We start from the raw sequence: 23,385 nt of genomic DNA, 5'->3' as shown, positions 1-23,385 counted from the left end.
CTTCGAACGCGTCGGCAGCCTATTCGGAGCTTTGTTATTAAATTTCAAGCGTTGTGAATCGGTGTCCGGCTCCCCTCCCCGGAAGGGAGGGGGAAAGGTCAGCCTACCGTCTGTTCGATCGTCCCGAAGATCGGTCGATGGCGTTCATCTTCGGCCCAGATCTTGACCGTGTCGCCAGCCTTGAGGAACGGCGTCACCGGCTTGCCGCCTTCGATCGTCTCGATCGTGCGGAGTTCGGCGAGGCAGGAATAGCCGACGCCCCCAGCGGCGATGGTCTTGCCCGGACCGCCGTCCGCGCCGCGGTTCGACACCGTGCCCGAGCCGACGATCGTGCCTGCGCCCAGCGCGCGCGTCTTCGCGGCATGCGCGACCAGCGTGCCGAAATCGAAGGTCATGTCCTCGCCCGCCTCGGCGCGGCCGAACGGCTGGCCGTTGAGGTCGACCATCAGCTTGCGGTGCAGCTTGCCGCCCTGCCACCAGTCCCCGAGCGCATCGGGGGTGACGAAGACCGGCGAGAACGCACTGGCAGGCTTCGATTGGAAGAAGCCGAAGCCCTTGCCGAGTTCGCCGGGGATCAGGTTGCGCAGCGACACGTCGTTGGTCAGCCCGACCAGCCGGATCGCCGCCAAAGCTTCCTCGCGAGTCGCGCCCAGGGGCACGTCGCCGGTGACGACGACGACCTCGCCCTCCATGTCACAGCCCCAGGCTTCGTCGGCGAGCGGGATCGGTTCGCGCGGCCCGAGGAACCCGTCCGATCCGCCCTGATACATCAACGGGTCGTGCCAGAAGCTGTCGGGCATTTCCGCGGCGCGCGCCTGGCGGACCAGCGCGACGTGGTTCACATAGGCGGAGCCATCCGCCCATTGATACGCGCGGGGCAATGGCGACGCTGCGGCGTGTTCGTGGAACCGCCGCATCGGGATCATCTCGTGCTCGAGATCGGTCGACAGATTCTCCAGCAACGGCGCGGTGCGGTCCCAGTCGTCGAGCGCGGCCTGCAGCGTCGGCGCGATATGCGCGGCGTCGGCGTACCAGGCGAGATCCGTCGACACGACGACGAGCGCACCGTCGCGTCCGCTCTTGAGGCTGGCGAGTTTCATGGCAAATCCTCTCGTTGTTTCCCCCATCCTAGCGGTGTCGCGGGGGGCTACGCCAGCGTCTTGAGAGGAACGGCGGGGTCGGCGAGCAGCGCCGGGTCGACAACGGCACCGCGTTCGACCAACGCACGGCCCTGGACATAGTCGCGGGTGGCGTTGACGCAGTCGAGCGCGATCACGCGGCCCTGCTTCAGATAAATCACCGAGAAGGCGCGGGTGTCGGCATCGCCGCGGACGATCGCGGTGTCGTGGCCGATCGACAGGCCGACGGTCTGCAGCTTCAGGTCGTACTGGTGCGACCAGAACCATGGTATCGCGTCATAGCGCTCCGGCGTGCCGGTCAGCAGCTTGGCGACGGTGTTCGCCTGGTCGTTGGCGTTCTGCACCGATTCGAGCCGGATCGTGGCACCGTCGGCGAAGCGGTTGGCATGCGCGGCACAGTCGCCGATCGCGAACACATCGGGCAGCGAGGTGCGGCAACAGTCGTCGACCGTGACCCCGTTGCCGCCCGCCACGCCCGCAGCGAGCAGTGGCGCGACCGCAGGTTCGATGCCGATGCCGACGATCACCATCTCGCAGCTGAGGACGGTGCCGTCGGCCAGCCGCACGCCGACCGCAGCGCCGTCCCGCTCCTTGATACAGGCGACAGCGACACCCAAGCGGATGTCGACACCGTGCGCGCGGTGCTCGGCCTCGAAGAAGCGCGACAGCGGCTCGCCCGCGACGCGCGCGAGGACACGGTCCTGCGCCTCCAGCACCGTTACCTGCTTGCCGAGCTTGGTCAGGACCGCCGCGGCCTCCAGTCCGATATAGCCGCCACCGATCACGACGACGCGCGCCACCGTGGGCATCTCGGCGATCATGCGGTCGACATCGGCGCGGTTGCGGACCGAATGGACGCCGCGCAAGGCGTTGCCTGTGCAGGTCAGCCGCCGCGGCGATCCGCCCGTCGCCCATATCAGAGCGCCGTAGCCGATCGTCGTCCCGTCACTCAGCGTAACCGTCTTGCCAGCCGGATCGACCGTCTCGACGCGGCGACCCAGGAGCAGGGCAACGTCGCGATCGGCCCAGAAGGCAGGCGGGCGGATGAGGATGCGGTCGAACGGCTTGTCGCCGGCCAGATAGTCCTTCGACAGCGGCGGGCGTTCGTAAGGAAGATCGGGTTCGTCGCCGAGCAGCGCGATCGTCCCGGTGAACTTGCGCTGGCGCAACGCCATCGCGGCCTGCGCGCCGGCATGGCCCGCGCCGACGATCAGGACGTCATAGATGTCGGCCATGCGCTTCACCCGGTTGGGTCCATCAGGACCGGACAAACGCCTGGTGCGGGCGGTGGGAATCGAACCCACACTCCTCTCGGAACCGGATTTTGAGTCCGGCGCGTCTACCAATTCCACCACGCCCGCATGCGTCCCGCGGCATAATTAGCCGGGGTTTGGGGTCTATAAGAGAGCTTCCGCCGGAACTCCATAGGGGAGCGAGGGAGTTTTGTTGGCGCCCCCGCCGCCTGCGCGCCACCTGCGCCCCCCTACCCCGTCATCCCGGGCTCGTCCCGGGATCCAGGGTTACGGGCGTTGGCCCTCGTGGCTCTGGAACCCGGGACGAGCCCGGGATGACGGAGAGTCGGTGTCCCGCGGTGACGGAGGATCGATGTGTCAGGGTGACGAAAGAAAAGGGCCGGAGGTTTCCCCCCGGCCCTTCTGCATTTCCTGCCCAGCGCGCCGCGGTAAAGCCGCGTCGTCGGACCTCGCTTTAGCGAAGCCGGCCGAGCGCCTAAGGCTCTCGGCCGGCTTCGCCGTGCTGGCCTCAGGCGCTCTGCTTCGCCCGGCTCGCGCGCTTGCGCTCGTTCGAGTCCAGGAAGCGCTTGCGCAGGCGGATCGACTTCGGCGTGACTTCGACCATCTCGTCGTCGTCGATGTACGCGATCGCCTGCTCCAACGTCGCGCGCTTCGGCGGGGTCAGGCGAACCTGGTCGTCCTTGCCGCCGCTCGCGCGGAAGTTGGTCAGCGCCTTGGTCTTCATCGGGTTGACCTCAAGGTCGTCCGGCTTGGCGTTCTCGCCGACGATCATGCCCTCATAGAGCGCCTCGCCGTGACCCACGAACAGGATGCCGCGCTCCTCGAGCGGACCCAGCGCGTAGTTGTTGGCTTCACCCGACCCGTTCGAGATCAGGACGCCGTTCTTGCGGCCCTCGATCGGACCCTTGTGGGGGCCGTACTTCTCGTACAGCCGGTTCATGATGCCCGTGCCGCGCGTGTCGGACAGGAATTCGCCGTGGTAGCCGATCATCCCGCGCGACGGCGCCGAGAAGGTGATGCGGGTCTTGCCGCCGGTCGACGGACGCATGTCGGTCATCTCGGCCTTACGGATGTTCATCTTCTCGACGACGGTGCCCGAATGCTTCTTCGTCGACGTCGATGATGACGGTCTCGTACGGCTCGGTCTTCTTGCCGTTCTCGTCCTCGCCGAACAGCACGCGCGGACGCGAGATGCCCAGCTCGAAGCCTTCGCGGCGCATCGTCTCGATCAGCACGCCCAGCTGAAGCTCGCCGCGACCGGCGACTTCGAAGCTGTCCTTGTCGGCCGCCTCGGTCACCTTCACGGCGACGTTCGACTCGGCTTCGCGGAACAGGCGCTCGCGGATCATGCGCGACGTCACCTTGGTGCCCTCGCGGCCCGCCATCGGCGAATCGTTCACGGCAAAACGCATCGACAGCGTGGGAGGATCGATCGGCTGCGCGTGCAGCGGCTCGGTCACCGTGATGTCGGCGATAGTGTCGGCCACGGTTGCCACCGAAAGCCCTGCGAGCGAGATGATGTCGCCAGCCTTGGCTTCGTCGACGGGGACGCGGTCGAGACCACGGAACGACATGATCTTCGAGGCACGACCGGTCTCGATGATCTTGCCGTCGTTATCGAGCGCGTGGATCGCCTGGTTGGTCTTCACGGTACCCGAATTGACGCGACCCGTAAGGACGCGGCCGAGGAACGGATCGCGATCGAGCAGCGTGACGAGGAAGGTGAACGGCACGCCGGCGACTTCCACGGCGGGCGGCGGCACGTGCTTCACGATCGTCTCGAACATCGGGATCAGCGTGCCTTCGCGCGCGTCCATGTCGGTCGAGGCATAGCCGTTGCGGCCCGATGCGTAGAGCACGGGGAAGTCGAGCTGGTCGTCGTTCGCGTCGAGCGACACGAACAGGTCGAACACTTCGTCGAGCACTTCCTGGATGCGCGCGTCGTTGCGATCGACCTTGTTGACGACGACGATCGGCTTCAGGCCGAGCGCGAGCGCCTTGCCGGTGACGAACTTGGTCTGCGGCATCGCGCCTTCCGACGAATCGACCAGCAGGACGACGCCGTCGACCATCGACAGGATGCGCTCGACTTCGCCGCCGAAATCGGCGTGGCCAGGCGTGTCGACGATGTTGATGCGGATGCTCTCGGACTCGCCGGGAGGAGTCCAGTCGACCGAGGTCGGCTTGGCGAGAATCGTGATCCCGCGCTCCTTCTCGAGGTCGTTCGAATCCATCGCGCGCTCTTCGATGCGCTGGTTGTCGCGGAAGGTGCCGGACTGGCGGAACAGCTGGTCGACCAGGGTCGTCTTGCCGTGATCGACGTGCGCGATGATCGCCACATTGCGGAGGCTCATGGAAATTCCTGAAGGTACGTGGATATAGCTGGGCGCGCCCATAGCCGAATTGTTGCGCCGCGGGAAGACCGGCCGGTGTTTGGGGAGACAGGCGGCTTGGCGCTCCGCTCGGACAGTGTGTTGCTCCCATATACCACTTGAACGTGGAGCCGGTTGCCGTCACCATGCGTACCGCTGCACTGGAGACCGACATGGCGACGACACCCGATACGCTGACTGCCGAGAAAGAGCTGGTGCTGACGCCGCCCGATCCCGTGCCGACCGTCACGGCCGAGAAAGCCGCCGGCCTCGTCCCCGTCGATGCCGGCGTGAAGTCGCAGCTCGAGGAGCGCGTCTCAGGCTTCGTCACCGACCTCGTCGCGCAGGACGTCAACTCGCCGGAGTTCGGCAAGCGCGTCGACGCAATCACCGCGATGGGTGCGAAGGAGATCCGCGAGGCCGCCGGGCAGTCGAACCGCTTCCTCGATCGCCCGGTCAAGGCGATGGATCAGGAGACCGGGGTCGGCAAGGATCTGGCCGCGCTGCGCCGCGTCGTCGAGGATCTCGATCCCGGCAAGAAGGGCAACCTTACCGCGCCACAGAAGCTGTTCGGGATCATCCCGTTCGGTAGCAAGATGCGCAATTATTTCGACGGCTACAAATCGTCGCAGACGCACATCGCGCAGATCCTGAAGAGCCTGTCGTCGGGCAAGGACGAGCTGCTGATGGACAATGCCGCGATCGATACCGAGCGCAGCAATCTGTGGGCGGCGATGAGCCGGCTGGAGCAGATGATCCATCTGTCGCAGACGATGGACGCCAAGCTCGAGGACGTCGCCAACGACCTCGATCATACCGATCCCGCCAAGGCCAAGGCGATCCGCGAGACCGCGATGTTCTATACGCGCCAGCGCACGCAGGACCTGCTGACGCAGATGGCGGTCACGGTCCAGGGCTATCTCGCGCTCGACCTGGTGAAGAAGAACAATGTCGAGCTGGTGAAGGGGGTCGATCGTGCGTCGACCACCACCGTATCGGCGCTGCGGACAGCAGTGACGGTAGCGCAGGCGCTGACCAACCAGCGGCTCGTGCTCGAACAGATCACCGCGCTCAACACCACGACCGCGAACATCATCGATTCGACCGGCAAGCTGCTGAAGAGCCAGACCGCGACGATCCACGAACAGGCCGCCGCGTCGACGATCCCGCTGGAGACGCTGCAGCGCGCGTTCCAGAACATTTACGATACGATGGATGCGATCGACACGTTCAAGCTGAAGGCGCTCGATAGCATGAAGACCACGGTCGGCGCGCTGTCGAACGAGGTCGACAAGTCGCGCGGCTATATCGCGCGGGCGGAGGGCGCGACGCAGGGGTCGCTGAACGGCCCTGGTCCGCAGTTCAAGCTCGAGGCGCTCTGATCCCATGAGCGAAGTCGACGACGCGATCGCCAGCGCACGTAGTTCCTGGGCGCGAATTTCGGAGGACCGTACGGCGCCGCGCGCGGAGACACGCGGACGTCGTCGCACCACGCAGGCGATCGGCAAGCGGCTGACACGGATCGCGGTCGCCGACACCACGATCCTGATCGCCGCGGTGGTGATCGGGATGATCGTGCCGCTGGGGATCATGGGCGCATTGCTGGTGATGGCGCTGCTGATCGCGGCGACCTTGCTGTTCGCGATTTGGCCGACCGAGGCGGCACCGACCCCCGAACGCCTCGCTTCGGTCGATATCAAGGCGTTGCCCGCGCAGACCGAACGCTGGCTCGACGCGCAGCGCCCTTCCCTCCCCGCGCCCGCGGTGACTTTGGTCGACCGCATCGGCCTGCGCCTCGAAACGTTGTCGCCGCAGCTCGCCGCGGTCGATAACGACGGCGAGGCCGCACAGGAGGTCCGGAAACTGATCGGCGAGCAGCTGCCCGCCTTCGTCAAGGATTACGCACGGGTTCCGCCTTCGCTGCGCACCACGGCGCGCAACGGGCGCTCGCCCGATGCCGAGCTGGTCGCCGGGCTGTCGCTGATCGAACAGGAGATCGCCGAGATGACCGCCCGCCTTGCGCAGGCCGATCTCGACACGCTGTCGACGCGCGGACGCTTCCTGGAACTCAAGTACAAGGACGACGCGGCCGGCTGAGACAGGCGCGTCAGGCCATCGCCGCCTTTGCGCGATCGGCCAGGCGTTCGATCGCCGCTGCATGGATACCGGGCGTGCTGGCGAGGACACCGAACGCCTGGGGTCGCGGCTTGTTGAAGGCGAGCGTGCCGCCGAACGCGTCGCTCACGGCGGCACCGGCCTCGCTGGCGATCAGCACCGCGGCAGCGATGTCCCACTCGTTGCCCCAACGCAGCGTCGCCACCAAGTCCGCTTCGTCGGCCGCGACCATCGCGATGCGCAATGCGATCGAGTTGGGCTTATGGATCGCAGTCAGGTCGCGGTCCGCCTTGGGCAACGCGTCGCTGGGCACGCGCGATCCGGCGAACTGTGTTCGGTCGCCCGCGCGAAGGACGACGCCGTTGCGGGTCGCGCCCTGCCCCAGCGCCGCCTCCCAGCGTTCGCCGCGCGACGGCGCGTCGAGCACGCCGATCGTCACGACGCCGCGCTCGATCAACGCCACCGATACGCACCAGCCGGGCCGTGCGCGGATGTAATCGCGGGTGCCATCGATCGGATCGACCACCCACACCCGGTCGCGCGCCAGTCGGTCGGGATTGTCGGCGGTTTCCTCGGACAGCCAGCCGGCGTCGGGCAGCAACGCCGACAGCCGCGCCTTTAGCATCGCATCGACATCGAGGTCGACTTCGCAGACCGGGCTGCCGGGCGTCTTTTCCCAGCGTTGAAAATCGGTGCCGAAGCGCGCGAACGCCATCTGCCCCGCCTCGGCAGCGATCGCGGCGACCGCATCCAGCAACGTCCGATCCACCACCGGATCAGCCACTTGCCACAGTCATGCCCTCGACCCGGAGCGTCGGCACATTCACGCCGTAGCGGAACTCGAGGTCGTTGGCGGGAGTCAGCGCCAAGAACATGTCCTTGACGTTGCCGGCGATGGTGAATTCGGCGACCGGGCCGGTGATCACGCCATTCTCGATCCGGAAGCCCGCCGCGCCGCGGCTGTAATCGCCGGTCACGCCGTTGGCGCCGCCGCCCATCAGTTCGGTGACGTAGACGCCCGAGACGATGTCCTCGACCAGCGTCGCGGGCGGGACGTGCCCCGCCTCCATGAAGACGTTGCTGGTCGACACGCCGGGATTGCCGCCGACGCCGCGCGCGGCATGGCCGGTCGGCGACAGGCCCAGTTGGCGCGCCGAGGCGGAGTCGAGCAGCCAGCTTTCCAGCATGCCGCCTTCGATGATCGCGGTCGGCGATACCGGCAGGCCCTCGCCGTCGAACGGTCGCGAGCGGAGCCCGTGCGGGCGGTGCGGATCGTCGCGGATCGTCACGCCGGTTGCGAACACCTGCGTGCCGAGCGATTCGAGCAGGAAGCTGGTCTTGCGGGTGATCGACGATCCAGAGATCGCGCCGATCAGATGGCCGATCAGCGATCCGCCGACACGGCGGTCATAGACCACGGTCATCGGCCCGCTCGCCAGCCGCCCCGGATTCAATCGCGCAACCGCCTGTTCGCCAGCACGCCGACCAATGTCCTCTGGCGGTTCGAGATGCGCGCGGCGGCGGGCGCTGCTGTACGCGTAATCGCGCTGCATGCCGCCGCCCTCGCCGGCCACCACGCTGGCGGAGATGCCGTGCCCGGTTGCGGCATAGGCGCCCGCGAAGCCGTGGCTGGTCGCGAGCGCCCAGACGCTGCGCGACGCACTGGCACCGCCGCCTTCGCTGTTGGTGATGCCCGCCACAGCGCGCGCGGCATCCTCGGCGGCGAGCGCGGCGTCGCGCAACTGCTGGGGGCTGACGTCGCCGCCATCGTCGAGGTCGAGCAGCGGCGGGGCGCCGTGCAGCAGCCGGTCCTGCGGCGCGAGTCCGGCCCATGCGTCCTCGGGCGCCTCGCGTGCCATCGCCACCGCGCGTTCGACTAGCGCGTCCATCGCCGCAACCGAGAGATCGGAGGTCGAGACGCTCGCCGAGCGGCGCCCGACGAACACGCGGAGGCCGAGTTCCTCGCTCTCGGAACGCCCGACATCCTCGAGCTTGCCGAGGCGGATCGAGACATCGAGCGCGGCGTCGGCGGCGAACACCGCGTCGGCGGCATCGGCCCCCGCAACGGTGGCGCGCGCCACGATATCGGTGGCACGGTCGCGGGCTTGATCAGGGGTGAGCATCGATCCGATCTAGGGTCACAGCGTCGTACCGACAACCACACAGGCAAGGAACATCAGGAACCCAGCGAACCGATTGCTGCGGAACCGCGCGAGCGCGCCGGTGCCGTCATCGGGCCTGAGCGTCGCGACCTGCCAGCCGAGATGCAGCGCGACCGGCAGCAGCGTCGCGATCGCGAGCGGGTCGGGCCGCATCTGCCAGAACGCGCCCGCCCAGAGCGCCAGCGCGGCAACGTAAAAGGCCGCGACCCCGCCCCGAACATGCCGCCCCATCCGCAACGCGGACGACCGGACGCCGATCATCGCATCGTCCTCGCGGTCCTGCAGCGCATAGATCGTATCGTACCCGATCACCCACGCGATCGATCCCGCATAGAGCAGCCACATCGGCAGCGAGAGCGCGCCCGCGATGTCGGCCCATCCGACCAACATCGCCCAGGAGAAGACGAGCCCCAGCCACGCCTGTGGCCACCACGTGATCCGCTTCATGAACGGATAGGCCGCGACCGGCGCGAGGCTGGCCAGCGCGACCACCGCGGCGAACGGCGTCAACTGGAGGAGAACGACGAGCCCGACCAGGCACAGCAGGACGAGCCAGATCCAGGCGAGCTTGATCGAGACCAGCCCGCTAGGGATCGGCCGGGCCCGCGTCCGCGCCACCTGCGCATCGAGATCGCGATCGACGATGTCGTTGAACACGCAGCCCGCCCCGCGCATCGCGATGCTGCCTAGCAGGAACCACAGGATCAGGTCCCACCGTGCCACCGCGCCGCCCGCAAGAGCGATCCCCCACGCGCCTGGCCAGAACAGCAGCCACCACCCGATCGGCCGGTCGAACCGCGCCAGCAGCGCGAGACCCCGCAGCGTCGGCGGCAGGCGACCGACCAGGCCCTTATGTTCGCTGTCGGGGACGATCTCTGCCTGCATGGCCGCGGGGTTAGGAACAGCGGGTTTGGCGCGCAAGCCCGTAGCGGCTAGGCTGACGCCAGTGTCGCGTCCCGAACCCTTGTCATGATCGGCCTGTCGGTTGCGGTCGGCCGCTTCGTCGAGGCGCTGTTCTGGGGCATTTTCCGCGTTGCCGGGGCGGTGGCAGGGGTAATGCTGTGCGCGGCAGTGGTGCTGGTGGTGATGTTCGTGGTGGCGCGAAAAGTCTGGAAGCGGCGGCGATAGAGGCGGAGCGCTCGTATCCTTTCGTCATGTTGAACTCGTTTCAGCATCCACGGCGCCACGGGCGCTATCACGTGCGGCGCGATGGACCCTGAAACGAGTTCAGGGTGACGGAGGATGTGGACACCTTCCCCTCCCCCTCCGGCCGAGGATCGGTTAGGACCGCCTTATGCCCGCCACCCCAGCCTGGCCGCCGCAATCCACGCCGCGGCTGTTCGTCGATACCCCCCTCGCTCTCGGTGCCCGCGCCATCGACGGGCCCGCCGCGCATTATCTTGCCGGGGTGATGCGGATGAAGGTCGGCGATCCGGTCAAGCTGTTCGACGATGTGAGCGGCGAATGGCTCGCGATCGCGACCAGCGTCGGACGCCGCGACCTGATGATCGACGTCACCGAATGCCTGCGCCCGCGCGAGCCGGTGCCGGACCTGTGGCTGTGCGCGGCGCCGCTGAAGAAGGGTCGCGTCGACTGGATGGCGGAGAAGGCCTGCGAACTCGGGGTCGCACGACTCATCCCCGTGGTGACGCGGCGCACGGTGGTCGACAAGCCCAACACCGACCGGCTGCGCACGCACATGATCGAGGCGGCGGAGCAATGCGGCCGCACCGCGATCCCCGAGGTCGCGGAGCCGGTGAAGCTGACCGCGCTGCTGCGCGACTGGCCGGCGGAGCGCGCGCTGTTCTTTGCCGACGAGACCGGCGGCGTCCCCGCGCTGGAGGCGATGCGCGCGCGCGCCGGGCCGGCGGCGGTGCTGATCGGTCCCGAAGGCGGGTTCGACTCCGACGAACGCGAGGCGATCCGGGGCTGCGCACAGGCCGTCGGGATCGGGCTGGGCCCGCGGATCCTGCGCGCCGAAACCGCGGCGGCGGCGGCGGTCGCGCTGTGGATGGCGGCGGCGGGCGACTGGCGACAGTGACGTTACCGCCCGCTGGGCTACCGACCGGTACGAATCCCCCCTAGCGGGCCTGTTCATCGGCGCGTAAGGCGCGGCCATGACGACCGATCCCAAGCCCACCAGCCCGATCATCGAATCGCGCGACCAGCTGATCCAGAGTTTCGCGCGCGGCGAGAAGCCCAAGGACGCGTGGCGGATCGGCACCGAGCACGAGAAGTTCGTCTATGCGAACGGCGACCATCACGCGCCGTCCTATGACGAGGCGTCGGGAATTCGCGCGCTGCTCGGCGAGCTCGAGCAATATGGCTGGAAGCCGGTGCTCGAGAACGGCAAGCCGATCGCGATGACGGGCGCCGACGGCAGCATCAGCCTGGAGCCGGCGGGACAGTTCGAACTGTCGGGTGCGCCGCTGGAGAATTTGCACGAGACCTGCGCCGAGACCGGCCGGCATCTCGACCAGGTCAAGGCCGCGGGCGAGAAGCTCGGGATCGGCTTCCTCGGCCTCGGCATGTGGCCGGACAAGACCCGCGCCGAACTGCCGACGATGCCCAAGGGGCGCTATGCGATCATGCTGCGGCACATGCCGCGCGTCGGCAGCATGGGTCTCGACATGATGCTGCGGACCTGCACGATTCAGGTGAACCTGGATTATGAGTCCGAGGCCGACATGGCCAAGAAGTTCCGGGTCGGCCTGGCGCTGCAGCCGCTTGCGACCGCGCTGTTCGCGAACTCGCCGTTCACCGAAGGCAAGCCCAACGGCATGCTGTCGTATCGCAGCCATATCTGGTCCGACACCGACCCGCACCGCACCGGCATGCTGCCGTTCGTGTTCGAGGACGGCTTCGGCTACGAACGCTACGCCGAATACGCGCTCGATGTGCCGATGTACTTCGTCTACCGCGACGGGAAGTATCTCGATGCCGCCGGGCTGTCGTTCCGCGATTTCCTCAAGGGCGAGCTGTCGATCCTGCCGGGCGAAAAGCCGACGCTCGACGACTGGACCGACCATCTTTCGACCGCTTTCCCCGAAGTGCGGCTGAAGACGTTCCTGGAGATGCGCGGCGCCGATGGCGGACCGTGGAACCGGATCTGCGCGCTGCCAGCCTTGTGGGTCGGGTTGCTGTACGACCAGGGGGCGCTGGATGCGGCGTGGGACCTGGTCAAGGACTGGACGATCGACGAGCGCCAGGCGCTGCGCGACGCGGTGCCGAAGCTGGGCCTGGATGCGCCGGTCGCCGGTGGCCGCATCCTGCGCGACATCGCCGGGCCCGCACTCGACATCGCCAGCGCGGGCCTGTCGGCGCGCGCGCGCCTCAACCGGGCGGGCGACAACGAAACCGGCTTCCTGGATCCGCTGCGCGAGATCGTCCGCAGCGGCAAGGTGCCGGCGCAGGTGCTGCTCGATCGCTATCACGGGATCTGGGGCGGCGACGTGTCGAAGGTCTACGACGAAGCGAGCTTCTGACGTATCCCGTACACGGCCTGAAACGACGTCGTCATCCCGGGCTCGACCCGGGACCCAGAGTTACGCACGCCACCTGTGTCCCTGGGTCCTGACTTTCGTCAGGATGACGGCCAAGGGTAAGGTGACGGGCTCGGGTTATCGCTTCCGGAGCCGTGCGAACAGCCGCGGCACCAGTCCGTGGCGTGCCATCCAGGCGCTATATTCGCGATATGCCGGGTCGAGTCCCAGATGGCGCTCCTCGGTCTTCGCGCGCCAGTAATAGACCCCGCTGACCGCCATCATCAACAGCGTCGCGCGGACCGCGTCGGTCGCCGTACCCATCGTCAGCACGGGAATCGTCGACAACCACCAGAACAGGTTCTTCGACAGATAGGCCGGGTGCCGCGAGAACGCGTAGGGACCGTGCGTCAGGATGCCGCGATGCGTCAGGTTCGAGAAGCGCATCCCGAACGCCATCGTCGCCCAGGCATAGGTCGCGGTCAGCGCGACCAGCACCGACCCCAGCAACGCCAGCACCACCGGGTGATACTGGAACCAGAAATCCCAGTAGCGCGTGCCTTCGTGGTAATCGAGCGGGCCACCGGTGCTCATCAGGATGAACGGCGGGTAGCACATCAACGCTGCCAGCCACGCCACCGCGAACGGGTTGGCGCTGCGGATGTGCGAATCGAGCGGGCGGAAGGTCAGCAGGTAGCCGACCGTCGCGAACGCGACGTCGATCGTGAACATGAAGGTGATCAGCCAGTTCGCCAGCGCCGCCGGATCGTGCAGGATCTCGGCGGTATCGCCGCGGATGAAGTCGCCGAAGCCCGGCGGGACGATCGCCAGCATGAAGGCGAGGAAGAAGGTCTTCACGCCCCAGGCGCGCAAATGGCCGTAGATCGCGTCGGGGTCGACGCCGCCCTGCCCGGTCAGCCAGGCGCCGAGATGCCAGGCGCCGTCGCGCGGTTCGACGAGGTAGCGGTCGAGCCACAGCACATAGGGTATCGAGGCGACGAACAGGATCGGCGCGGCGTTGGTGAAGCACCACATCGCGAACGCGAAATTCCCGGTCCAGTAGAACCGCCCCATGAAATAGATCGTCGCGATGCCGAGCCAGGTGATCCAGAACGCGGCAAGCTTGGTCAGGCTGGTCTCGACCGTATCGCGCCACGGACGTCGCGCCGACCAGTCGATCCCGGTGCTGGGATTGCGGTGGACCTTGTCGACGAACACTGACCACAGCACCATCGGCAGCCCGCAGGCGGCAAGGTTGACCAGCGCCGCATAGGGCCCGTCCATCCCGTACCGGCGCGCCAACCCCACCCAGGTCAGCACGCCGAACAGCCCGGCCAGGCCGGCGCCGTGGCTGACCGCGGATTTCGGGCGGGGTTTGGCCTTTGCGGGGGCCTTGAGCACGGCGTCTTGGTACATGCCGCGAGCCCTAGCCGATATTGGTAAGCAAGCCGTGAAGCATTCGCCGGCTTGCGCGCGCGACGACGCGACGCTAACCCGACGCACCGACGCCGTAGCGCGCGGGAGCCCATGGGCGGGTATAGTACAATGGTAGTACAGCAGCCTTCCAAGCTGAATACACGGGTTCGATTCCCGTTACCCGCTCCACGCTCTCCACGCCGCGTTCAAGACAGGGCGCTCAAGGCAGTGCGAGCATCGCGAGCAGATTGGTCATCCGCCGCCGCCCGGTCATCGTCAGCGTGACATGCGAGCGGCGTCCGTCGGTGGCGTCGCGGATCCGCTCGACCAGCCCGGCGTCCTGGAGCAGCGACAGATAGCGCAAAGCGGTCGCGGACGGCGCGCGGGCGCCGATGCAGACCGCGGAGACACTCAGCTGGCGGTCGTCGTAATCCGAGATGAACAGGTCGAGCAGGATGTCCCAGGCGGGTTCCGAGAACAGCGAATTGCCGAGTTCGGCATCGCGCCGCTTGCGCAAGCGGTAGAGCCGCCGCGCGACCTCGACCAGCGTCGAGCCCGGCTTGACCGTGGAGACGGATCCTCGGCCAAAGACCGAGGTATCGATAAGCGCTTGATGCATGACAGTTCCGATTCGGCGAGGCTATCGGACGGTCGGATCCTGCCTGCTCCAATCGAGATCCCAGCCCTTCGACCGGATTCGCGAGGCATGCCTGATCGTACCGATCACGAGCAGCACGATGATGGGGTAGCTCCATGCCGCCGCCAGCACCGCGTACGTAAGGCGGATGACGTCGGGACTGATGGCGCGGGCAAGATGAGCACCGATGCCGAGGATGTGGAGCGCGGTGGCCCAGGCGGGCCAGAAGCGGTCGGCGTTGAGGGTGATGGCGAGCATCACCCCCAACAACGCCACGTCGACCAGCAGGACCTTCAGCTCGACCCCGGCGAACCGGATCGGCATGTCGTCCTGCAACACCTGGGTCGACACCGCCGCGAGCAGCAGGGCGAGCCCGACCAGCCGTTCCGGTGCGCCACCGCGCCATAATGCGAACGCGGATGCGGCAAGCAGGACCGCATAGAATATCCAGATGCGATCCACCCTGCCGCCCTGCCCCGCTGGTTCAGGCGACCGCGGACAACCGCGGCGCCTCTCGCACGACACCTTCGTTGGGCGGGCATTCGGAGACGTCGCCGAAGCCGTAGAACTGACCCAGGCCGATGTCGCGGCGCACCTCGATCAGCGCGCGGTGCGCATCGACGAAGCGCTGGCGGGCCTTGATGATGTCCATCGAGGCTTCGGCCACCATCTGCAGCGCGGCGCTGCCGGTCCCGACCGGCAGGTTCGCTGCAACGCGCTGCTGGAGCAGCGTCGAGACGCAGGTCGCGGCAAGCTGTGCGGCCTGGTCGACCGCAGCTTCGGCCTTCAGGAAATCCGCGGTGACCATGTCCGTTGCATGGCGTCGTTCCTTGAGCATCGTATGTCTCCCACCCATTGGCGCCACAAATGCGGCGCTGCCTGTCGGAGCGGCGGCGGCCCGGGTGGATCGAAGCAGGCTGGTCAGCGTCATGGCCAGGTTCACGATCGACATCGATGCGATGGCGATCATGACCGTGAGGCCGATCAGTCTGACGAGCCGGGTCCCCTTCGAAAGCCGGTTGCGCGCTGCTCCTTCGAAGCCGTCCGTCGGAGCAGTTCCGATGAAGCGGCGAACAAGCCCCCATGGCTCGGTCGGCCCATCGTCTGCGCTGGGGATTGGGGGGTTGGGAACGTCGATTGGTTCGGATGGTAGCCGTTCGTATGCCGGAGCGTCGCTCGCAAAGACCGGAGAGCCGCCTTCGTGGACCTGCAGCCGCCGCGCCGCCTCGAACCGCGAGCCGACGCCGAGGATCTGGATCGCCCGCTCGATGCGCTTGTCGATCGCCGACGGCGACACCCCGACGATCGCTGCGATCTCCTTGGAATTGTGATGCGCGAGGACGAGGCGCAAACAGGCGCGCTGGGCTTCGGTGAGCTGATCGATGCGTCCCCCGGTCACGCGACCGCAATACGCGTTAATCGATCGGGTTACATCATTTCTATGGTGTTACGATTGCCCGCATCGCAGCGGCGTGTGGCTCTCGCGCGGGACCACCGCGCGCCGTTATCCGCGGAGGCGGTGGTAGACAAGCCAGGGTTCGAACATAAATGGGAAGTCCGGCAGATTGCTCGTCTATCGGCAACTTACCTGCATTTCTCGCGACCACCCAATCGCTCGAACAGTAAACAGCTTGCGGCCCGGCGCGCTGCTGTGCGGCACCGCCGGCGGCTAGTGGCGTCGCCCCATGCACGGCACGCCCGCGCATCAAGACTCCGTTTCTCGGCACCGATCGCCGGCGGTTGCTTTATCGCGGCGGCAGGTCTGCCCTCGCGTCGCTGGCGTTGCCTTTCTGCTGACCAAGCGGCAGTAAGGATGGGCGGAAATACGGGCGTCGTTCGCCCTACCTTCGACCTATCTTGCGTCGCCGCCCCCCCAAGAAAATAACGCGCTAGCTCCCATGTTCTGCCCGCGCTTACGCCCAACGCACGACAGCAAAGCATAATGTTCGCCGCCCTCGTGATGGCGGCGACGGCAGGCGTTTCCGACCCGATATACCGGCGAGAGCGTCAAGCAGGCCGATAGCCACGCCAGAAGCTCTATTAGTAGCCGCGGGCCGAAGATGGCCATGTGCCCAAAGCATCACCAACTCGCGAGCGCTAAGGGAACAGCACCGGTGTCAACGCCCCGAGTGTCGCCGCGACGATGCATATCGAGTAGCGCTAAGATTCCGATCGCAGCCTCTACATGCGTGCGATCCACCGCGTGGGGTTCAAGGTCCAGTAACGGCGCAACCAAAGCATTCTGGCCTCGTCGATCCAGGAAACTCGCCGCGATGCCCAGACGAAGGGAACCAATATCCCTTAACAAAGCGGTTTCCAGCGCGTGTAGGGTGGCGATGCCGTCCCGTGATTCACCACACCTCCGATCGCGTTTGATCTCCATCGAACTGGACCGTGCATCCGTCGGCCACCGAAGGCATAGATCGCGAAGACAATTTACTTAATGCGGCAGTAACACAGGAACGTCGCTGGCGAATAAGGTGCTAGATCCAAACAATCGACCGGCGCGTGCCACCGCTTCATTAACCCACGTCACATCAAATATCGCAACGTTCTCTGTAATGAGGTAAGGTTTATCTTCGTATAGACGATAGAAGTGTTCAACGAATGCCTCAATCGAGACAACGTCCCCCGATAAAAAGGCGCCTGCCGTACCGTCTATTCCAAATTCTTTTTGGACTGATGCCGTAATTGGCCAGCATATAAGGCTTAATGGGCTAAAATCCCTACATGGTTCTAACGTTTCCACTCCTAGATTTTCCATTATTTGGTTAAATGCGTGAGTAATAATCTCCCCGCAAGGATGATTAACAGTGTGAAAGCCCCTCCAATCAGCACCCTTTTTTTCAATAATATCCGTTATTATTATTTCGCAAGATGTTTCGCGGCTTTTTAGCTCGGCCACACCATCCCGGTAGTTGGACCGAAGGAAGTTCCGGTCGAGCGCCTCGGGATCGACAAACAGCGAAACGGCGGTATCAGCGCTGGCTCCACGCGCAAAGCAATTCGCAACCAGACGGCTGTGATAACCCCAGTCAATGCCCCCGACATGAAGCCTAATCCCGCGTTCGTTTGCAAAATACGTTATATCAGGCATGTGGGCGTTTAGCCACATAGATGGCAATTCTAGTCGCTGACCTTTCAGAAAGCCGAGCAGATACTCGGTATCCGCCGGGCTCCAATGGGCGGAGATTTGTTGAAATATAAATACGTCGAGCGACGCAACCAGATCGGCCATTTCGGCCCGCTCGGACATTGACATTTCATGTACAGGTGCGATGGCGATAACATCGAATCGGTCTAAAAGTGGCCGGTAGTTTAGCATCATGGTTTGCAATGCACTCGCTTGACAGTTTCCATGTATTGCAATCTTCGGTTTCATAATAAATTCCCCCGCTCCCCATCAGCGCGCGCTAGGGTAGGAAAGCAAGCATCGAATGGCTGGCCGCGAAGGTAACTCATACCTTCGGTGAATCCGGCTACGTCATCGGCTATCGCTACCCATCGCAAATGAAAAGGAACGTAGCGTATCACTCGATTGCGATGGCGCTACACCATACGACGCGATACCACTTTATTATTGTAGAAAATAATCAGCTGCGCTCTTAACAACGAGATCGTACGGCTGTGCCATGACGGTACTGACTTCAATCAATGCCGTACCTCAAAAACACCGAGCGAGCGCTGGTGAGTGCGCTCAGGTCCGCGCGGCTTCGATACGGGCTGCCCCTTCATGGCGACAGAAAAGAACAACGGACGTCAAGGGAGGTATTTCCTTTGACGGCAACGACACCGAAAGCGTGCAACGCGATGATTTACAAACGGCCTTGGCGCGGTCGTCAACGCCCGCCGGCTTCGATCCGAACTCTGCACCCCGCACGTCATGCACCGCCGCGATGACGGCGTTGATGAAAAGAAGGTCGCGGTCCGATGATTCACGAAACCGGCGGGTACAATACGACGCCCATGGTCATGCATCACGTCTACGCCTGCAGGCAGTAGATCATCGATACAATACGCCGGCTCAGCATCGGTTCTGCTGTCCGCATCACACGGAAGCACGCACGACCCATAACTGGGAAGACGCCAAGGCTGCTAATATTACGCCTACCTCCAGGCAAATCCGCCCACCGTCGCACGGCTTAGTCCGGTGCATGCGATCACGTCGTCGATACGCAGGAAACGACCCGCTGCGCTTGCATGACCGTCTCGCTAAGCTTGGGCGACGTTCATCATGCGGCTTCCTTGATGAGTTCGGCGTCGTGCAGCTCCGCGATGCGGTTGCAGATCTGTCCGGAGGTAGGATACCGGCGAACATCAGCATGCTGAGCTGCTCGTAGCGGTTCTCCAGCTCCATATTCGGCGTGCCGTCCGCGTTCAGAACAGGACGCATCGACTTGCGATATCGCGCCCTGCCTGCGACGGGCAGGGTCACGCGAACGATACGCGGAGCCTGCCGGTTGCCGCTCGCTGCAACGGAAGCCGCTGCTGGGGCGGCTACAAACTTGGCGTTGATCATCAAATGCGTTCCGGCAAGGCGGCGGCGTTCTCGGAAGCGCGTTCCGAGCGATGGTTAAGACGGACGTGCCGAGATTAGCGGGCGCGCTTGGCCTTGGGTGGTCGCAGGCGTAGCTTGCTGGTCGCGCGGTATGCCTCAACCAGTAGCGACAGCCACCAGCGGACCAATGCGACATGGAAAACCTCGCCAGTTGGGCGTGGCCGCGGCACTGTTTCCAGCGGAGCGTACGGGTCAACCGTGTTGCGGGGTCCCACGATCATGAGAAGGTTGCGTCTTCCGACCGGTTCCAGACCTCGTAGAGAACGGCGGTGACGTCGGCCGCGATGATGGCCTTTGCTCCATCCTTGATGGCCTCGCCGCCCGCTTCTGCGCCCCATGCAAAGCGATAATCGTCGCCCTCGTCGCTCCGCCAGAGATAGGTCATTTCCTGAAGATTGGCGCTGTAGCCACCGGGATCAATGACCTTTGGTTGCTCGATGACGGTCAGGTAAGCGTTTAGGTCCGGTAAAATTCCTCGCGCTCTATATTTTTTCGTATTTCGGCAACCTCACGAGTGAGACGTCTTGCGCCGTGAATTTATCCTGCCGCTGCGAGCGGCGCATCCTTAAGCTCTTTTTACTTTTCGTCTTCACATAGCTCGAAAACGAATTTGAAGATAATCTGGTAATTATTACAATAGAATCCGTAGGGGATTATGGCATCCCTTAGTTTTTCGCACTTTGTTTACTCTGTGGCGAAGTTTTTTCTCAGTAATAAGAAGCGAACACAGACCATAGACTAGGTCATGATCCAGGCCAAACCCGTCGAAGTAGGCAATGACCTCGCGATAGACGCAGCCTATCGACAGCATTCCGTCGATCTTCACTCCGAGAATGCGGAGCTGCTTCATGATCGCGGCGATATTTGCCTCATACCAACGGAAGCGAAGCTTGAAGCCGATGCCCGTTGCGGCTGCGGCCGGACGCAGCACACGGCCGCGAACCTAGAACTTCATTACGTCCTGAGGGATCTCAGCCTTGGCCATAATATCGCCGCGTAGAATCGGCTCATGGGCAGGCATTCGTCTTCCTTGTGCTCAACTTTCGCTCAGATCTAAGTGACAAAAGATCACTCTGTAGTCGTTAAAGCGGCCTCCGTGGATGCCTTCGCCGTTCGCCGCTGCGCTATCCGCCAAAAGACGATCGTGAGATGATGGAGCGACCACTCTTGTCGCTGTCAAATCGGAAGCGCGACAAGTCGATCGAATAGACCTCGCCGACGGCACGGTCTGTCGTGGTTGGCGCGTTGTTAGATTCTTGCCGTGTGGCGGATGACCCAGGAGTGGACGCTCGGCCGGCCCTTTCGCTTCCCATCTTCAGACGCTCATTCATGAAGCCGGTCGCCATACGCAGCTAAAGCGTCGTGTCCTTAGAATGATGCTGAGTTGGGACAGTTGCCACCTGGCTGACGCGTGTTTTCATCACCAAACATTCACGGCGTCTAAAACCCGGACTCCAATGACGCAGCAACGACCCATAACTGAATGTTTAAATCGCGATGCGCTCTCAGAAGCGGACGCCTATCATCTGGGCCCGACGATCAGGAGGGGACGATAAGACGGCCCGCCGCATGCAACATGATCGTCACGGGCCTGTCGCCCCATCGTCGCAATCGCCGCCTAACCGGTCTTCGAGCGCGCTGGAACGGGGCGTGACGGGGATCGGGGACTGATGAAAAGATTTTTGGTAACGGCACGGTTGTCGAGCGGCATCGCTATGGCCGTGCTGACGTCGTCGATGGTGCAGGCGCAGACGCTGGCAGCGCCGACGGAACCGGCGGGACAGGACAGTCCGGCGTCCGAAGCCGGTGTGGCCGGTGAGATCGTCGTCACGGGCACGACGACGCGCTCGGTAAGCCAGGTGTCGGGCGTCGAGATCCAGAAGGTCCTGCCCGGCATCAGCCCGTTGAAGGCGCTGCAGACGCTCCCCGGTGTAACCTTCTTGACCGCGGATCCCTGGGGTAACAACGAACAGAATATCTCGCTGTTCGTCCACGGCTTCAACCAGCAGCAACTGGGCTACACGCTCGACGGCATCCCGCTCGGCGACCAGCAATACGGCAATTACAACGGCCTCTCGCCGCAGCGCGCGGTGATCTCCGAGAATGTCGGCAGCATCACGCTGGCGACCGGTGCGGGCGATCTCGGCACCCCGTCGACCAGCAACCTCGGCGGCACGATCGACGTATTCTCCAGCGATCCGAAGCGAGATTTCGGCGTCAACCTGCAGCAGGTCTTCGGCAGCTATTCGACGTTCCGCACCTATGGCCGCCTCGACACCGGCGATCTGGGCGACGGCACGCGGCTCTATGTATCGGGCGTGCGACAGGATGCCCGCGCCTGGGACTTCCGCGGCAAGCAGGGCGGCTACCAGGCCAACGCCAAGCTGGTCCGCGAGGATTCCCACGGCAAGCTGACCGCCTATTTCGCCTATTCGGACAAGACCGAACCGAACGAGGATGCGACCTCGATCGTCGTGCGGCCGGCGTCGGGCACGACCGCGGCGGTCGATAACCGCGGCGTCGCGCCGTATGTCCGGCCGTTCATCTACCCGGACGCCGCGGGCGCGGTGGCCTATTACGCGTCGCCTGCCTATGCCGCGGTGAATGCGGCACCGGGCGCGAACTACCGCAATTATTACAGCGATGCGCAGCGCACCGATTATCTCGGCTATCTGAAATACGACTGGACCGTCGCGCCCGGCCTGACCTGGTCGAACCAGGGCTATTTTCATCACGACGACGGCGTCGGCGTGGTTGCCGGGCCGGTGACCGCCGCGGGCCTGCCGCAGCTCTTCTCCTTCTATTATCCGGGCGCAGCGGGCAGCAGCCCGACCTCGGCGGCGAACCTGGCGCGGCTATCGACGATCTTCGGCGGCTCGGGGATCGCCACGCGTACGACCGAATACCGGATCGACCGCGTCGGCGCGATCTCGACGCTGCGTTTCGAGACCGGCGACCACAAGATCGAGCTGGGTGGCTGGTACGAGCATCAGAGTTCGTCGGCCAAGCGCCGCTGGTACGCGTTCGACATCAACAACCCGTCGACCCCGTACGATCGTCCGCTCGACCTCGCGCAGCCGCTGATCACGCAATATCACAGCGAGATCCGCGTCGATGAAATCCAGACGCATATCCAGGACGCGTGGCGGGTCGTGCCGACGCTGACGCTGCAGGCGGGCTTCAAGAGCACCTTCCAGAAGGCGAGCCAGACGATCCCGGTTCAGCCGATCCCCGGCTCGTTCACCGGCTCGCGCGAACTGCCGGTCGGCAAGCTCAACACCAACCGCGTCTTCCTGCCGCAGGTCGGCGCGCTGTGGGAGGCAAGCGAGCACGAGCAGGTCTTCGTCAACGCGCAAAAGAACATCCGGCAGTTCCAGACCAGTGCGGCCGCCGGCCTGTCGCCCTTCGCGCTCGGCAGTCAGACGCTATTCGAATTCTTCAAGGACAACACCAAGCCCGAGACCAGCTGGACCTACGAGGGCGGCGTCCGCACGCAGCGCAGCCTGGACCTCGGGCCGATCACCGGTTTCCAGGGCCAGATCAGTGTCTATCACGTCGATTTCAGCAACCGGCTGCTGTCGATCAGTCCCAATGCGACGATCACGGCGATCGTCAGCGGCGCGACGGTCCTGCAGAATGTCGGCAGCGTGAAGACCGACGGCATCGACGTCGCCGGCACCCTGCGCTTCGGCAGCGCCTTCTCGATCTACAACGCGCTGTCGTACAACAACTCGCGGTTCGAGGATAATTACCTGAACGGCACCGCGACCGTGCTGACCAAGGGCAAGAAGGTCCCGGGATCGCCGGCATGGCTCAACAAGACCGTGGCGACCGTATCGGTCGCGCCGTTCGAGCTGCAACTGATCGGGGACTATCTCGGCCGACGCTATGCGACCTTCACCAACGACCTGTCGGTCGGCGGGTACTTCACGATGTCGGGCCGGATCGGCGTTGACGTGCCGCTGAGCCAGGGCTTCGTCGCGAAGAAGCTCACGCTTAGCATCAACGTGACCAACATAACCGACAAGAAGGCGGAATCGACGCTGAGTATCGGCGCGGCGTCGGGGACGTACAACTTCTTCCCGCTTGCGCCGCGGCAGGTGTTCGGGACGATCGGCATCGGGTTCTGATGCCCTGGCGTACGGCGTGACCCTCCGCCTCGACGGGTATGTCGGAGGGCAGCGCCCGCTTGATTGGATGTTGCTAGCGATCGCCGCCAAGCCCGAACAGGCGCATGACGCTGAGGGGGGG

General features: G+C 64.7%; 17 protein-coding genes, 2 tRNA genes and 2 pseudogenes. 8 read left to right on the top strand and 13 right to left on the bottom strand.

The genetic code is table 11. The features are described 5' to 3' along the window. Nucleotides 1-98 precede the first annotated feature (98 nt). The 4 genes and pseudogenes from SJY20_RS04695 to typA form a co-directional block, all read right to left on the bottom strand. Nucleotides 99-1,100, bottom strand: coding sequence for a fumarylacetoacetate hydrolase family protein (locus SJY20_RS04695; RefSeq protein WP_380785437.1), 1,002 nt, complete (start codon nt 1,098-1,100; stop codon nt 99-101). A gap of 47 nt (nt 1,101-1,147) precedes the next feature. Beyond that, nucleotides 1,148-2,374 carry an NAD(P)/FAD-dependent oxidoreductase gene (locus tag SJY20_RS04690; RefSeq protein ID WP_380785436.1) on the bottom strand — a complete coding sequence of 409 codons (1,227 nt, stop codon included), beginning with the start codon at nt 2,372-2,374 and terminating at the stop codon, nt 1,148-1,150. 41 nt (nt 2,375-2,415) lie between these two features. Further along, a tRNA-Leu gene (locus tag SJY20_RS04685) sits at nt 2,416-2,500 on the bottom strand. A 400-nt stretch (nt 2,501-2,900) separates the two neighbouring features. Further along, nucleotides 2,901-4,746 (bottom strand): annotated as a pseudogene (gene typA / locus SJY20_RS04680) (translational GTPase TypA). A gap of 191 nt (nt 4,747-4,937) precedes the next feature. On the opposite strand from typA, the gene SJY20_RS04675 reads away from it, so the two are divergent. Both SJY20_RS04675 and SJY20_RS04670 read left to right on the top strand, forming a co-directional pair. Then, entirely contained in the window at nt 4,938-6,146 is a 1,209-nt protein-coding gene (locus SJY20_RS04675; protein ID WP_380788560.1) for a toxic anion resistance protein, read from the top strand. A gap of 4 nt (nt 6,147-6,150) precedes the next feature. Beyond that, a complete protein-coding gene (locus SJY20_RS04670) occupies nt 6,151-6,861 on the top strand; it encodes a hypothetical protein (protein ID WP_380785435.1) in 711 nt (236 codons plus the stop codon). Nucleotides 6,862-6,871: 10 nt separating this feature from the next. Here the strand turns inward: SJY20_RS04670 and SJY20_RS04665 are convergent, their stop codons facing one another. From SJY20_RS04665 to ubiA, 3 genes are read right to left on the bottom strand one after another with little or no spacing between them, the layout of a single operon-like run. Continuing rightward, a complete protein-coding gene (locus tag SJY20_RS04665; protein WP_380785434.1) occupies nt 6,872-7,663 on the bottom strand; it encodes a 3'(2'),5'-bisphosphate nucleotidase CysQ in 792 nt (263 codons plus the stop codon). Beyond that, nucleotides 7,656-9,002, bottom strand: coding sequence for a TldD/PmbA family protein (locus tag SJY20_RS04660; RefSeq protein WP_380785433.1), 1,347 nt, complete (start codon nt 9,000-9,002; stop codon nt 7,656-7,658). The genes SJY20_RS04665 and SJY20_RS04660 overlap by 8 nt, the downstream gene beginning before the upstream one ends. Before the next feature lie 15 nt (nt 9,003-9,017). Continuing rightward, nucleotides 9,018-9,926: a 4-hydroxybenzoate octaprenyltransferase gene (ubiA, locus tag SJY20_RS04655; RefSeq protein WP_380785432.1), complete on the bottom strand. Its 909-nt coding sequence runs from the start codon at nt 9,924-9,926 to the stop codon at nt 9,018-9,020. 84 nt (nt 9,927-10,010) lie between these two features. Between ubiA and SJY20_RS04650 the strand changes: the two genes are divergently transcribed. The 3 genes from SJY20_RS04650 (at nt 10,011) to SJY20_RS04640 (ending at nt 12,526) form a co-directional block, all read left to right on the top strand. Beyond that, the gene (locus SJY20_RS04650) at nt 10,011-10,169 is read left to right on the top strand and encodes a hypothetical protein (RefSeq protein ID WP_380785431.1); all 159 of its coding nucleotides are present in this window, start codon (nt 10,011-10,013) and stop codon (nt 10,167-10,169) included. A 166-nt stretch (nt 10,170-10,335) separates the two neighbouring features. Beyond that, nucleotides 10,336-11,082, top strand: a complete 747-nt coding sequence (locus tag SJY20_RS04645; protein ID WP_380785430.1) for a 16S rRNA (uracil(1498)-N(3))-methyltransferase — start codon at nt 10,336-10,338, stop codon at nt 11,080-11,082. Nucleotides 11,083-11,158: 76 nt separating this feature from the next. Beyond that, on the top strand, nt 11,159-12,526 hold the full coding sequence (locus SJY20_RS04640; RefSeq protein WP_380785429.1) for a glutamate--cysteine ligase: 1,368 nt from the start codon (nt 11,159-11,161) through the stop codon (nt 12,524-12,526). A gap of 135 nt (nt 12,527-12,661) precedes the next feature. On the opposite strand, the gene SJY20_RS04635 is transcribed toward SJY20_RS04640, so the two are convergent. Continuing rightward, nucleotides 12,662-13,939 carry a methyltransferase family protein gene (locus SJY20_RS04635; RefSeq protein ID WP_380785428.1) on the bottom strand — a complete coding sequence of 426 codons (1,278 nt, stop codon included), beginning with the start codon at nt 13,937-13,939 and terminating at the stop codon, nt 12,662-12,664. A 115-nt stretch (nt 13,940-14,054) separates the two neighbouring features. Here SJY20_RS04635 and SJY20_RS04630 point away from each other — a divergent pair. After that, a tRNA-Gly gene (locus tag SJY20_RS04630) sits at nt 14,055-14,128 on the top strand. A gap of 31 nt (nt 14,129-14,159) precedes the next feature. On the opposite strand, the gene SJY20_RS04625 is transcribed toward SJY20_RS04630, so the two are convergent. From SJY20_RS04625 to SJY20_RS04605, 5 genes and pseudogenes are all read right to left on the bottom strand, one after another. Continuing rightward, the gene (locus SJY20_RS04625) at nt 14,160-14,558 is read right to left on the bottom strand and encodes a transcriptional regulator (protein WP_380785427.1); all 399 of its coding nucleotides are present in this window, start codon (nt 14,556-14,558) and stop codon (nt 14,160-14,162) included. A 21-nt stretch (nt 14,559-14,579) separates the two neighbouring features. Beyond that, nucleotides 14,580-15,038, bottom strand: coding sequence for a hypothetical protein (locus tag SJY20_RS04620; protein ID WP_380785426.1), 459 nt, complete (start codon nt 15,036-15,038; stop codon nt 14,580-14,582). A 22-nt stretch (nt 15,039-15,060) separates the two neighbouring features. After that, nucleotides 15,061-15,975: a helix-turn-helix transcriptional regulator gene (locus SJY20_RS04615; RefSeq protein WP_380785425.1), complete on the bottom strand. Its 915-nt coding sequence runs from the start codon at nt 15,973-15,975 to the stop codon at nt 15,061-15,063. A 1,356-nt stretch (nt 15,976-17,331) separates the two neighbouring features. Then, a pseudogene (locus tag SJY20_RS04610) lies at nt 17,332-17,958 on the bottom strand (WcbI family polysaccharide biosynthesis putative acetyltransferase); the annotation flags it as partial. Between the two features lie 1,393 nt (nt 17,959-19,351). Continuing rightward, complete coding sequence (locus SJY20_RS04605) at nt 19,352-19,519, bottom strand: hypothetical protein (protein ID WP_380785424.1); 168 nt, start codon at nt 19,517-19,519, stop codon at nt 19,352-19,354. A gap of 360 nt (nt 19,520-19,879) precedes the next feature. Here SJY20_RS04605 and SJY20_RS04600 point away from each other — a divergent pair, with 360 nt between their 5' ends. Continuing rightward, entirely contained in the window at nt 19,880-20,134 is a 255-nt protein-coding gene (locus SJY20_RS04600) for a hypothetical protein (RefSeq protein WP_380785423.1), read from the top strand. Nucleotides 20,135-20,804: 670 nt separating this feature from the next. After that, a complete protein-coding gene (locus SJY20_RS04595; protein WP_380785422.1) occupies nt 20,805-23,264 on the top strand; it encodes a TonB-dependent receptor in 2,460 nt (819 codons plus the stop codon). The last annotated feature ends 121 nt before the right edge of the window (nt 23,265-23,385 follow it).

The organism is Sphingomonas sp. R86521 (genome assembly GCF_042466235.1).
In the GTDB taxonomy this organism is placed as follows: Bacteria; Pseudomonadota; Alphaproteobacteria; order Sphingomonadales; family Sphingomonadaceae; genus Sphingomonas.
The sequence above is the reverse complement of the archived record's forward strand: the minus strand, read 5'-3'. Positions and strand labels throughout refer to the sequence as shown.

What these genes read in the sequence shown, in the direction of transcription:
- SJY20_RS04690 (WP_380785436.1), bottom strand. Translation starts at nt 2,374, where the DNA reads ATGGCCGACATCTATGACGTCCTGATCGTCGGCGCGGGCCATGCCGGC.
- ubiA (WP_380785432.1), bottom strand. Translation starts at nt 9,926, where the DNA reads ATGCAGGCAGAGATCGTCCCCGACAGCGAACATAAGGGCCTGGTCGGT.
- SJY20_RS04625 (WP_380785427.1), bottom strand. Translation starts at nt 14,558, where the DNA reads ATGCATCAAGCGCTTATCGATACCTCGGTCTTTGGCCGAGGATCCGTC.
- SJY20_RS04640 (WP_380785429.1), top strand. Translation starts at nt 11,159, where the DNA reads ATGACGACCGATCCCAAGCCCACCAGCCCGATCATCGAATCGCGCGAC.
- SJY20_RS04660 (WP_380785433.1), bottom strand. Translation starts at nt 9,002, where the DNA reads ATGCTCACCCCTGATCAAGCCCGCGACCGTGCCACCGATATCGTGGCG.
- SJY20_RS04645 (WP_380785430.1), top strand. Translation starts at nt 10,336, where the DNA reads ATGCCCGCCACCCCAGCCTGGCCGCCGCAATCCACGCCGCGGCTGTTC.
- SJY20_RS04595 (WP_380785422.1), top strand. Translation starts at nt 20,805, where the DNA reads ATGAAAAGATTTTTGGTAACGGCACGGTTGTCGAGCGGCATCGCTATG.
- SJY20_RS04600 (WP_380785423.1), top strand. Translation starts at nt 19,880, where the DNA reads ATGATCCAGGCCAAACCCGTCGAAGTAGGCAATGACCTCGCGATAGAC.
- SJY20_RS04675 (WP_380788560.1), top strand. Translation starts at nt 4,938, where the DNA reads ATGGCGACGACACCCGATACGCTGACTGCCGAGAAAGAGCTGGTGCTG.
- SJY20_RS04650 (WP_380785431.1), top strand. Translation starts at nt 10,011, where the DNA reads ATGATCGGCCTGTCGGTTGCGGTCGGCCGCTTCGTCGAGGCGCTGTTC.
- SJY20_RS04670 (WP_380785435.1), top strand. Translation starts at nt 6,151, where the DNA reads ATGAGCGAAGTCGACGACGCGATCGCCAGCGCACGTAGTTCCTGGGCG.
- SJY20_RS04695 (WP_380785437.1), bottom strand. Translation starts at nt 1,100, where the DNA reads ATGAAACTCGCCAGCCTCAAGAGCGGACGCGACGGTGCGCTCGTCGTC.
- SJY20_RS04635 (WP_380785428.1), bottom strand. Translation starts at nt 13,939, where the DNA reads ATGTACCAAGACGCCGTGCTCAAGGCCCCCGCAAAGGCCAAACCCCGC.
- SJY20_RS04605 (WP_380785424.1), bottom strand. Translation starts at nt 19,519, where the DNA reads ATGACCTATCTCTGGCGGAGCGACGAGGGCGACGATTATCGCTTTGCA.